Below are 11,132 nucleotides of genomic sequence, written 5' to 3'. Positions count from 1 at the left end.
GTCGGCGCGCTGCTGGGTGCTCTGTACAGCGCTGATCGCCTCGTCGGCGCGGCGCTGGGTGCCCTCCACGGCGTTGATCGCGTCGTCGGCCCGGCGCTGCGTCCCGCCGACCGCGTGGATGGCCCGGTCGGCCGAGTCGACTGTCGTCCCGACCCGCTCCACCAAGGCGTCGGCACGCTGCCGCGTCCCCTCCACGGCGGTGACCGCGCCGTCGACCCGGTCGAGCAGTCCCTCGGCGCGACCCACCGCGCCGTCCACCCGGTCGAGCAGCCCCTCCAGCCGCCGCACCGCCTCCGCCAGCCGGGGCACCAGCGCGAGCGCCTCGCCGAGCCCGTCGCGCAGGCTCCCGACGGCACCGAAGACGTCGGACGGACCGGGGATGGACGGCAGCCTCACGCGGCGACGCTACGTGCCGGCGCCGGTGCGTGCCTGGTCCCTGCGCCGACGTCCCCCCTGGGCGCTCGGCCGACGCGGCTCCCGGCGGGTCCACCCGCACGTTCCCGGCTCCGACGCCCCGCGGGCCGTATCGTTGTGTGCTGCCGCGCGTGCGGGGCGCAAGGGCACGGACGACGACGATGGGATGTCGACACCGGTGGGGGACGAGCGCGGACGGGACGGCCGGGCCGAGGGCCGAGGCGGCCCCGGCGACCCCGGGCCGGTCACCGTCGAGCAACTGCTGTCCCGCTCCGGCGGCGCCACCGGCCGCCGCGCGGCCCGCCGCACCGGTGAGGTCCCCATCCCGCTCGAACCGGGTGAGTCCCTGCCCGCCCACCGCGGTCCCCTCCCGCCCGTACCCGGCGGCCGTCCCGCGTCCGCCACCCCAGGGCCCGACGCCGCCCCACGTGCGGGGAACGGCCCCCGCGGCGGCCTGCCGCCGGTGCCCGGCGCGCCGGCGGAGGCGCCCCCGTCCCCGCCGGTCCCGCCGTCGCCGGCCCCCGGCGTGCGACAGTCCGGGCCGGTCCCGCCGCTGCCCGGGACGCCGGCCGCCGGCGCCCGGCCCGCCTCGCCGGCGCCCGGTGCCCCCGCCGGGGTCCGCTGGTCCCAGCCCGTCCCTCCGCTACCCGGCCTCCCGGCCACCGGCGTCCGCCACTCCGCACCGGTGCCCCCGCTGCCCGGTCTCCCGGGTGCCCGCGCCGGCGTGCCGCCGCTGCCGGGGGGCGGCCCGACCGGCGTGCAGCGCTCGGCGCCCGTCCCGCCGATCCCGGGCCTGACCGCGCCCGCGATGTCCGGTGCCGGCAGCACCCGCCGCCCCGAGGCGCGGCGCCGGCCCGAGCGCAGCCCCGGCCGGCGCCGGCTGGTACGGATCGCCCTGGCCCTCGCCGCGCTGGTCGGCATCGTCGTCACCTACCACGCCGGCCTCTACGTCCACGTCGACCGCGGCATCTCCCGCGTCGCCGCGCTCGCCCCCGACGGGCCCGAGGTCCTGGTCCCGCAGCTGCAGGAGCGCTCGACCACCTACCTCGTCGTCGGCACCGGACTCCCGGGCGCCGAGGGTCCGGCGTCGGTGACCACCCTGCTCGTGCACGTCGCCGCCGACGGGAGCCGGGCGGTGGTGCTCAGCGTGCCGCCGACGGCGCTGGTGGACACCCCGGGGTGCCGCGGCGACGACGGCTCGGTCCGCGACCCGGTCACCGAGGCCTTCGCCGTCTCCCTGCTGACCGGCGGCCCCGCGTGCACGGTCCGCGCCGTCCAGCAGCTGTCGGGGCTGCGCGTCGACCACTACCTGGCCGTCGACCTCGGCCGGCTGCCCGCCATGGTCGACGCGATCGGCGGGGTCAGCGTCTGCCTGCCCGGCACCGGTCCCACGGCCGCCGCCGCGCTGCCGCTGCCCGCCGGCACCTCGGAGCTGACCGGCGAGCAGGTCTCGCGGTACCTCGCGCCCGGGGACGCCGGCTCCGACGTCACCGGCGCCGCCGCTGCCGGGCGCACGGAACTGCTGCTGTCGGCGACGCTGCGCTCGGCCATGACGGTCGGCACGCTGGGCAACACCGTCGAGCTGACCCGCTTCCTGACGCGTGCGGCCGACGCCATCACCGTCGACGAGCAGACCACCCTCGGCGACCTGCGCACCCTCGCCGACGCCCTGGGCGAGCTCGACGGCGATGCCGTGCAGCGAGCTCCCCTGCCGGTGGCGCAGGTGGGCTACGTGCCCGCCGGCAGCGACCAGGCCCACGTGCTGCTCGACGGCGCCGGCGTCCGGTCGCTGTTCGACTCCGTCATCGAGGACAGCTCGGTGCCCGCCGAGTACGCCACCCCGGTGGTCGCCGCCGCCACCGCGCCCGCCGACCCGACCGCCGCCGCGCCGGCGGCTCCCACCGGCGCCGAGCAGCCGGCGGCCACGCCCGAGGCGCAGCCGCTCACCGTGGCCCCGGCCGGGATCACCGTCGACGTCCTGAACGGCACCGCCACCCCGGGCCTGGCCGCCACCGTCGCCGACCTGCTGCGCCAGCAGGGCTTCACCGTCGGCGAGGTCGGCAACGAGCTCGGCACGGTGAACCAGACCGTCGTCCGGCACGGACCCGGGGTCGCCGAGCAGGCGCGCACCGTCGCCGCCGCCGTCCCCACCGCGGTCCTGCAGCCCAGCGACGCGATCGGCGACACCGTCCAGCTGGTCCTGGGGCCGGGCTACTCGGGCGTCGTCCCGGTGCAGGTCGCCGCGCCGGCACCGGCACCGGAGACCCCGGCCGCCGACACCGCGGCCGCCGCGGGGACCAGCACCGCGGCCAGCGCCGAGCCGGTCAGCTGCGGCTGACGCCGCGACCGCGGGGTGTGCACGCGCCGTTCACCGGGCGTCCCGCCGCCGGCACCACGTGCACACCGCGCGAGAGGCCCCTGCGGAGCACTCCCCGGGGTCCCTCGTCGGGGTGGCCTATCCGAAGCGGCCGGAGATGTAGTCCTCGGTGGCCTTCTCGTCGGGGTTGCTGAAGATCTTCTCGGTCGGGTTGAACTCGATGAGCCGGCCGGGCTGGCCGACGCCGTTGAGGTTGAAGAACCCGGTCGACTCGCTCACCCGCGCCGCCTGCTGCATGTTGTGCGTGACGATCACGATGGTGAAGCGGTCCTTGAGCTCGGTCATCAGGTCCTCGATCGCCAGGGTGGAGATCGGGTCCAGGGCCGAGCACGGCTCGTCCATGAGCAGCACGTCGGGCTCGACGGCGATGGCGCGGGCGATGCACAGCCGCTGCTGCTGCCCGCCGGACAGGCCCGACCCGGGGCGGTCGAGGCGGTCCTTGACCTCGTTCCACAGGTTGGCGCCGCGCAGCGACCGCTCGACGACGTCGTCGGCCTCCGCCTTCTTCATCCGCTTGCTGTTGAGCCGGTTGCCGGCGAGCACGTTCTCGTAGATCGACATCGTCGGGAACGGGTTCGGCCGCTGGAACACCATGCCGATCTGGCGGCGGACGTTCACCGGGTCGACGTCGGCGCCGTAGAGGTCCTGGCCGTCCATGACGACCTTGCCCTCCACCCGGGCGCCGGGGATGACCTCGTGCATCCGGTTGAGCGAGCGCAGGAAGGTGGACTTCCCGCAGCCCGAGGGCCCGATGAGCGCGGTGATGCTGCGGGGCTCGATGGCGACGTTGACGCCCTCGACGGCCTTGAAGTCGCCGTAGTAGATGTCGAGGTCGGAGACCTCGATGCGCTTGGCCACGTGCGTGTCCCTCCGTGTCAGTCGGTCGGCGTCAGTCGGTCAGTGACCGGTCTTGGGGGCGAGGAAGCGGCTGATCAGGCGGGCGACGACGTTGAGCGCCATGACCAGGATGATGAGGACCAGGGCCGCCGTCCAGGCCCGGTCGAGGAACGCCTGGGTGTCGGTACCCGGTTGGGTCAGCTGGTAGTAGGCGAACACCGGCAGGGTCGCCATGCGCCCGTCGAACGGGTCGAGGTTCGTGCCGGTGATCAGGCCGACGGTCACCAGCAGCGGCGCGGTCTCGCCGACGACGCGGGCGACGGCCAGCGTGACGCCGGTGCCCAGGCCGGCGATCGCGGTCGGCAGGACGACCTTGACGATCGTCCGCCACTTCGGGACGCCGAGGGCGAAGCTGGCCTCCCGCAGCTCGTTGGGGACGAGCTTGAGCACCTCCTCGCAGGAGCGGACGACGACCGGGATCATCAGCACCGACAGCGCCACGGCGCCCATCACGCCGAGCCGGACGTCGTTGCCGAACAGCAGCGTGAACAGCGCGAACGCGAACAGGCCGGCGACGATCGACGGGATGCCGGTCATGACGTCGACGAAGAAGGTGATGGCCCGCTTGAGCCGGCCGGTGGCGTACTCCACCAGGTAGATCGCCGTCATCAGGCCGATCGGCACCGAGATCACCGTGGCGAGTGCGGTGATGACCAGCGTGCCGAGGATGGCGTGGTATGCGCCGCCGCCCTCGCCGACCACCCGGAACATCGAGTTGGAGAAGAAGGTGGCGTCGAAGCGCGCCAGGCCGTTGTCGAGCACGGTCCAGACCAGCGACACCAGCGGGACCATCGCGACGCCGAACGCGGTGGTCACCAGGCAGGTGACCAGCCGGTCGGTGGCCTTGCGGCGGCCCTCGACGAGGCGCGAGGCCAGGAACACCGCGAGCGTTCCCAGGACGACGCCGTAGACGACGGTCGAGCTGAGGCTGGAGCCGGTCAGCGCGGACAGTCCGGCGCCGAGGGCGACGCCGGCGAGGTAGAGACCCAGCGGGGCGAGGCGGGGCAGCCGGCGCTCGACGCGGACGGGCCCGCGGGGCTGGACGGGGGCCGGAGCGGCCGGCCGGGTGTCGGTGCTCATCAGTTGGCTCCGGAGAAGTCGGCGCGCCGGTTGACGATCCAGCGGGCGAGCATGTTGACCGCGAGGGTGATGACGAAGAGCACCAGGCCGCTGGCGATCAGCGTGTTGATCCCCAGGCCGGTGGCCTCGGGGAACCGCAGCGCGATGTTCGACGCGATCGTCGAGGGGTTGGAGCTGCTGATCAGGTTGAGCGTGGCGCCGGCGCCGCCGGACAGCACGATGGCGACCGCCATCGTCTCGCCCAGCGCGCGGCCCAGGCCCAGCATCGCCCCGCCGATGACGCCGGACTTGCCGTACGGCAGCACGGCCATCCGGATCATCTCCCAGCGCGTCGCACCCAGTGCCAGCGCCGCCTCCCGGTGCAGCGCCGGCGCCTGGCTGAACACCTCCCGCGAGATCGCCGAGATGATCGGCAGGATCATCACCGCGAGCACCAGGCCGACCGTGAACATCGTCCGTCCGCTCGTGGAGGCGGGACCGGCGAAGAAGGACAGGAAGCCGAGGGTGTCGGCGGCCCACACGTGGAAGGGCACGAGGGCCGGCGCCAGGACCGCCAGGCCCCAGAAGCCGTAGACGACGCTGGGGATGGCCGCCAGCAGGTCGATGACGTAGCCCATCGTGGCGGCGACCCGCCGCGGCGCGTAGTAGGTGACGTACAGCGCGATGCCGACCGCGAGGGGAGTGGCGACCAGCAGCGCCAGCACCGCGCCGAGCAGGGTGCCCAGCACGAGCGGGGCGACGTAGGCGCCCAGCCCCTCGCCGCCCGGGACGTCCTCCGCCGGAGCGGTGAGGGCGGGGACGGCCTCGCTGACGAGGAAGGCCGCGACCCCGGCGAGGACCAGCAGGATGAAGACGCCGGAGGCCTTGGCGCTGCCGGCGAAGATGCGGTCGCCCGGCCGGCGGACGGCCTGCTGGGACCTGGGCTCGGACGGGGCCTTCGTGGCGGTCACCGCTGCTCCGTGGGGTCGATCAGGTGGGTGTCTGTCGGGTGCCCGCCTCCGGGCGGCGCGATGGCCCGGGGCGTCGTCGGACGCTCCCGGGCCACCGCGGTCGGGTCGGGTCAGCCGGCCGTGATCGCCTCGACCGCGGTCTGGGCCTGCTCGCGCAGGCTCTCCGAGATCGGGGCGTTGCCGGCGTTGTCGGCGGCGGTCTGCTGACCGTCCTCGCTGATCACGTAGGACATGAAGGCCTTGACGTTGTCGGCGGCCGCCTGGTCGTCGTACTGGATGCACCCGATGTGGTAGCTGACCAGGACGATCGGGTACTCGCCCGACCCCTCGGTCTGGCGGTTCACCTCGATGGCGAAGTCGTACTCGCCGCGGCCCTCGACGGCCGGGGAGTTCTCGACGACGGCCGCGGCGGCCTCGGCCGACGGGGCGACGAACTCGCTGCCCACGCCGACGCTGACGACGCCGAGGTCGCCGGCCCGGCTGGCGTCGGCGTAGGTGACCGCACCGGCGGTGCTCTCCACGACACCGACGACGCCGGAGGTGCCGTTGGCGGCCTCGCCGCCCGGCAGCGGCCACACGCCGTCGGGCTCGGCGGTCCACACGTCACCGGCGGTCTGGAACAGGTAGTCGGTGAAGTTGTCCGTGGTGCCCGAGTCGTCGCCGCGGTGCACCGGGGTGATGGCCTGGTCGGGGAGCGTCGCGTCCGGGTTGTCCGCGGCGATGGCCGGGTCGTTCCAGTTGGCGATGGCACCGGTGAAGATGCCGGCGATCGTGGCGGGCTGCAGGTCCAGCTCGTCGACGCCCTCGAGGTTGAAGATGACCGCGATGGGCGAGACGTAGTTCGGCAGCTCGAAGACCTCGCCGCCGCTGCAGCGCTCCTGGGCCGCGGTCAGCTCCTCGTCGTCGAGCGCGGCGTCGGAGCCGGCGAAGTCCGTGGCGCCGGCGATGAACTGCTCGCGACCGCCGCCGGAGCCCACCGGGTCGTACGAGAAGTCCACGTCCGGGTACTCGCCCTGGAAGCCGGCCTGCCAGGCCTCCATGGCCGCCTGCTGGCTGCTCGCGCCGGCGCCGACGAGGTCGCCGCTGAGCTGCTGGGTGTCGGCGCCACCGCCGCCTCCGCCGCCGGAGGCGCCGGACTCGTTGGCGGCACCGCACGCGGAGAGCGCGAGGGTGCCGGCCAGGGCCATCGTCAGGGGGACCGCGCGAGACCTGGTGCTGAGCGTCAACCCAGTGCCTTTCGGGAGAGGGAGCCCGGACGTCGTTGCCGGGCGGTCGGGACCGTCGAGCAGGACGGTAGGCAGCCCAGGTGGCCGGTCCCGGGTGGATCGGTGAACGCGTGGTGAACGGCCGCCGAGCCTTTCCCGACCGAGTGAGGACGACGTCACATCCGCTCGGTGAACGACCGCGTGTCAGGTGGCAGCGGACACACCGACGCGGGAGAACCGCCTGTTCGGTCGCAGGAGCGCGACTCAGGGCACGCGCCGCCAGGAGATGTCGACGGCGTACCGGGAGAAGCCGCGGCCCTCGTAGAGCCGCACCGCCGCGAGGTTGTCCTCCTCGACGTAGAGCAGCACCTGCTCCAGGCCGCGGGCGCGCAGGTGCGCCAGGCCGCGGTCGGTCAGCGCGCGACCCAGGCCGAGCCCCTGGGCGTCGGGGTCGATGCCGAGGACGTACACCTCGCCCACGGGGTCGGGGCCGGCGTCGCCGGGCGGGTGCACCTTGGTCCAGTGCGAGCCGAGCAGCGTGCCGCCGGCGTCCGGGTCGCCGCGCCAGGCCAGCAGGAAGCCGGCCGGGTCGAACCACGGCTCGGCCTCGCGCAGCCGCAGGTCCTCCGGCGTCCAGCTGCCCTGCTCGGGGTGGGCGGCGAAGGCGCGGGCGTTGACCCGCAGCCAGGCCGGGCCGTCCCGGCCGGGCCGGTAGGCGGCCACGCGCACGTCCGCGGGCAGCGCGGCACGCGGCTCGAGGTCGTCGTCGGTGAGCGGCCGGCGCATCTGCAGCAGCACCCGCGCCCGGGTGTAGCCGTGGGCGGTGGCCAGCGCGGTCGCCGCGGGCAGGTCGCCGTGGGCCCACACCCGCAGCGGGCGGTCTCCGGCCAGCTCCTCGACGCGGGTCAGCAGGGTGTCCCCGACACCGCGGCCGCGGGCGGCGGGCGCCACGACCAGCTCGGCCTCCGCGTCGTCCCCGGACCCGGGCGCGCCGAGCTCCAGGCGGGCGTACCCGGCCGGGGCGCCGCCGTCGTCGAGCACGAGGACGTCCCGGCCGCCCGGCGGGCCGCCGTGCTGCAGCCGCAGCTCGGCCTCCTCCGACAGCGGGCGCACGCCGTCGGCCGCCGCCGCGGCGCGCAGCAGCGCGAGGACGGCCGCGGTGGCGGCCGGGTCGAGTCGCCCGGCGTCGCGGACGGAGGGAGTGCTCAGCGCAGTGGCGCGGGCGTGGCCCGCTCCTCCGCCTCGGCGCGCGCGGCGGCCGCGGTGGCGTCGGCGACCTGCTGGTCGAGCTTGTAGCCCACGTTGCGCACCGTGCCGATCAGCGCCTCGTGCTCGGTGCCGAGCTTGGCGCGCAGCCGGCGGACGTGGACGTCGACGGTGCGGGTGCCGCCGAAGTAGTCGTAGCCCCAGATCTCCTGCAACAGCTGGGCGCGGGAGAAGACCCGGCCCGGGTGCTGGGCGAGGTACTTGAGGAGCTCGAACTCCTTGTAGGTGAGGTCCAGCGGCCGGCCGCGGAGCTTGGCCGAGTAGCTGTGCTCGTCGATGACCAGCTCGCCGGCCTGGGTGACGCCGCCGTCGGCGCCGTCGGCCGGGGTGGCGGCGGCGAGCCGGCGGGCGGTGGCCCACTTCAGCCGGGCGTCGACCTCGGCGGGGCCGGCGGTGTCGAGCAGGACGTCGTCGACCCCCCAGTCGGCCGACAGCGCCACCAGCCCGCCCTCGGAGAGCACCGCGACCAGCGCGGAGGCCACCCCGGTGGACGACAGCAGGCCGCACAGCGTCCGGGCCTGGATCAGGTCGTGGCGGGCGTCGACGAGCACGACGTCACCGGAGTCACCGTCGAGCAGGCTGGACAGCTCCGGCGCCACCACGCGCACCTGGTGGCCGAGCAGGCCCAGGGCGGGCAGCACCTCGGTGGTGGCCTGACGCGCCGCGGTCATGAGCACGAGTCGCATGTCGTCTCCTCGGGGAGGCTGTCGACGGCGCTGTCGAACCGAGCCAGCAGGATAGCCGACGTGCGACGCCGGTCCGGTGACCGTGACCGCACGGCGACACGCCGGGGCCGCGGCGCCGGTCCGGTTCGTCGGGGCCGGGGCGGCGGGGGTCTGCCACGATCACAGGCGACGCGGCCCGTCCCGGCGCCGCCGGGTCCCGGCGAGGAGGGTGCGTGACCACCGCGCTGGAGCCCCGGCCGTCCACGCGCGCGCGGCAGCTGGCCGCCGCCGTGGCCGTGGCGGGCGCGACCGCGCTGCTGGTCGGAGCGCCCCTCGTGCTGGGCGAGCAGGGCCGGCTGGCCGCCGTGGTGGTCCTGCAGGCCGCGCTGGCCGCCGGCTGGGTGGCGGCCACCGCCCCCGCCGGCGCCGTGGGCGTGGCGGTGCTCGCGCTGGCGGCCGGCGTCGTCGCCGACCTGCTGGTCACCGCGGCCGATCGCCCCGGGCCCGGGGCGGTGCTCGCCGTCGCCGGACCGGCGCTGCTGGCCTCGGTGCTGCACCAGATGCTGCGTCGCCCGCCGCGCCGCGACGTCGTCGGCTCGCTGGGCGCCACCGCGCTGCTGGTGGCCGCAGCGTGCGCGCTCGCGCTGCTCCTGCTGCCCGACGTCGCCGGGGACGACGCCGACCCGGCCGGCTCGCCGCTGCTCGTGGTCGGCGCGGCGCTGGCCGCCGGGCACCTGGTCGACGCCGTGCTGCCGCGGCCCGCGGTCGCCGAGGGCGTGGGCCGCGGCGTCCCCGGGATGCTGCTGGCGGTGGCGGCGGGCGTCGCCGTCGCGCTGTGGGGCAGCGGCACCGGTGCGCTGGTCGACGTGGTCACCGGGGTCACCACCGGCCTGGTCCTGGGGCTGGTCGCCGCCCTCGCCGGTCTGGCCACCTCGTTCGCCCTCGCCGACGCCTGGTCAGCCGACGGCGCCCGGCCGGCCGCCGGCGTGCTCGGCGACGCCGTCCTGCCGCTGGCGGTCTGCGCGCCGGCGCTGCTCGCCCTCGCCGTGGTCTGACCCGTGCGTGCCCTGCTGGCCGTCGTGGTCCTCCTGGTCGTGCTCGCGCTGGTCGCCGACCCGGTGGCCGAGGGGGTGGCCGAGGAGCAGGCCGCCCGGACGCTGCAGGAGGCCGGCGGCCTGGGCGGCACCCCCGACGTGGACGTCACCGGCTGGCCGTTCCTCACCCAGGCCGTGGAGGGGCGCTACGACGAGGTGCGCATCGGGCTGACCGCCGACGACCTGGGGCAGCCCGAGGGCACCCGCGCCGACGTCACGCTGCGCGGGGTGCACGTGCCGCTGTCCGACGCGCTGACGGGCACGGTGCAGCAGGTGCCGGTGGACCGGGTGCAGGGCACGGCGACGCTGACCTACGCGCTGCTCTCGCGCGAGCTCGGCGCCGACACCACCCTCGAGCGCGCCGGCGACGGGCTGCGGGTGACCCGGACCGTCGAGGTGCTCGGCTACACGGTGCCGCTCACCGCCACCGGCGACGTCGTGCTCGAGGGCGACGAGCTGGTCGTCGTGGTGGAGGACGCCGCCGCGGCCGGTGTCGACGTCCCCGACCTCGTCGTCGACCGGGCCGTCGCGCTGCTCGACCTGCGCTACCCGGTCCGGCTGCCCTACGACCTGCAGCTCACCGGGGTCACGCCGGGGGACGACGGGGTGCGCGTCGCGGTCGAGGGCACCGACGTCGTCCTCGCGGCGACCGCCTGACCGGGTGACCCGGGAATGCCCCCCGGGCGGCTCCGGTTGGGGCGGGGGATGAGCGGGACCGGGCTGCTGGTGCTCGCCGCGGCGCTGGTCCTGACCGCCGTGGCGGCGTGGTGGCTGCGCGCCCGTGACGGCAGGGTGCGGACGGCGGAGGAGGAGACCGTGGGCGGACCGACCGCGGTGCTCGAGGGCCTCGGCGTGCGGCCCGGCGACGCCGACCTCACCGTCGTCCAGTTCTCCACCGCGTTCTGCGGGCCGTGCCGGACCACGCGTGCCCGGCTGCAGCACCTGCAGGGGACCCGGCCGGGCCTGGCCTACGTGCACGTCGACGCGGAGAGCCACCTCGACGCCGTCCGCGAGCTCGGCGTCCGCCGCACCCCGACGCTGTTCTACCTCGACCGCCAGGGCCGGCTGCTCGGCCGCAGCAGCGGCGCGCCCCGGCCCGAGGAGCTCACCGCCGTCGTCGACGCCCACACGGGGGCCCCGTCGTGATCGGCTACCCTCGCCGCGTGGGCACCCTGCTGACCTCG

The 11,132-nt window shown here is 75.9% G+C and carries 10 protein-coding genes and 1 pseudogene; 4 read left to right on the top strand and 7 right to left on the bottom strand.

Annotated elements, in window-relative coordinates:
- Window positions 1-396 (bottom strand): annotated as a pseudogene (locus tag BMZ33_RS23135) (hypothetical protein); the annotation flags it as partial.
- A gap of 703 nt (window positions 397-1,099) precedes the next feature.
- Here BMZ33_RS23135 and BMZ33_RS06945 point away from each other — a divergent pair.
- Window positions 1,100-2,752, top strand: coding sequence for an LCP family protein (locus BMZ33_RS06945; protein WP_169063991.1), 1,653 nt, complete (start codon window positions 1,100-1,102; stop codon window positions 2,750-2,752).
- A gap of 117 nt (window positions 2,753-2,869) precedes the next feature.
- On the opposite strand, the gene pstB is transcribed toward BMZ33_RS06945, so the two are convergent.
- The 6 genes from pstB to BMZ33_RS06915 all read right to left on the bottom strand — a co-directional run bounded on the left by pstB (window position 2,870) and on the right by BMZ33_RS06915 (window position 8,875).
- The gene (gene pstB, locus BMZ33_RS06940; RefSeq protein WP_091108778.1) at window positions 2,870-3,649 is read right to left on the bottom strand and encodes a phosphate ABC transporter ATP-binding protein PstB; all 780 of its coding nucleotides are present in this window, start codon (window positions 3,647-3,649) and stop codon (window positions 2,870-2,872) included.
- Window positions 3,650-3,688: 39 nt separating this feature from the next.
- Window positions 3,689-4,768: a phosphate ABC transporter permease PstA gene (gene pstA, locus BMZ33_RS06935; RefSeq protein WP_091108777.1), complete on the bottom strand. Its 1,080-nt coding sequence runs from the start codon at window positions 4,766-4,768 to the stop codon at window positions 3,689-3,691.
- On the bottom strand, window positions 4,768-5,718 hold the full coding sequence (gene pstC / locus BMZ33_RS06930) for a phosphate ABC transporter permease subunit PstC (protein WP_091108776.1): 951 nt from the start codon (window positions 5,716-5,718) through the stop codon (window positions 4,768-4,770). Before pstC ends, pstA begins: the two co-directional genes overlap by 1 nt.
- Before the next feature lie 110 nt (window positions 5,719-5,828).
- Window positions 5,829-6,905, bottom strand: a complete 1,077-nt coding sequence (gene pstS / locus BMZ33_RS06925) for a phosphate ABC transporter substrate-binding protein PstS (RefSeq protein WP_091108775.1) — start codon at window positions 6,903-6,905, stop codon at window positions 5,829-5,831.
- A 282-nt stretch (window positions 6,906-7,187) separates the two neighbouring features.
- Window positions 7,188-8,132, bottom strand: a complete 945-nt coding sequence (mshD, locus tag BMZ33_RS06920; RefSeq protein WP_091108927.1) for a mycothiol synthase — start codon at window positions 8,130-8,132, stop codon at window positions 7,188-7,190.
- Window positions 8,129-8,875: a winged helix-turn-helix transcriptional regulator gene (locus BMZ33_RS06915; RefSeq protein ID WP_091108774.1), complete on the bottom strand. Its 747-nt coding sequence runs from the start codon at window positions 8,873-8,875 to the stop codon at window positions 8,129-8,131. The genes mshD and BMZ33_RS06915 overlap by 4 nt, the downstream gene beginning before the upstream one ends.
- Before the next feature lie 212 nt (window positions 8,876-9,087).
- Between BMZ33_RS06915 and BMZ33_RS06910 the strand changes: the two genes are divergently transcribed.
- Genes BMZ33_RS06910 through BMZ33_RS06900 form a run of 3 tightly spaced genes read left to right on the top strand, consistent with a single transcriptional unit; the run spans window position 9,088 to window position 11,094 of the window.
- Window positions 9,088-9,909 (top strand): hypothetical protein, encoded by an 822-nt coding sequence (locus BMZ33_RS06910; RefSeq protein ID WP_091108773.1) that lies wholly within the window; start codon window positions 9,088-9,090, stop codon window positions 9,907-9,909.
- 3 nt (window positions 9,910-9,912) lie between these two features.
- The gene (locus BMZ33_RS06905) at window positions 9,913-10,605 is read left to right on the top strand and encodes an LmeA family phospholipid-binding protein (RefSeq protein WP_091108772.1); all 693 of its coding nucleotides are present in this window, start codon (window positions 9,913-9,915) and stop codon (window positions 10,603-10,605) included.
- Between the two features lie 48 nt (window positions 10,606-10,653).
- Window positions 10,654-11,094 (top strand): thioredoxin family protein, encoded by a 441-nt coding sequence (locus BMZ33_RS06900; protein WP_091108771.1) that lies wholly within the window; start codon window positions 10,654-10,656, stop codon window positions 11,092-11,094.
- Window positions 11,095-11,132 lie beyond the last annotated feature (38 nt).

This window comes from Geodermatophilus dictyosporus (assembly GCF_900115505.1).
Lineage (GTDB): Bacteria > Actinomycetota > Actinomycetes > Mycobacteriales > Geodermatophilaceae > Geodermatophilus > Geodermatophilus dictyosporus.
Note: the sequence above shows the minus strand (reverse complement) of the source record. Positions and strands in the feature narration are given on the sequence as shown.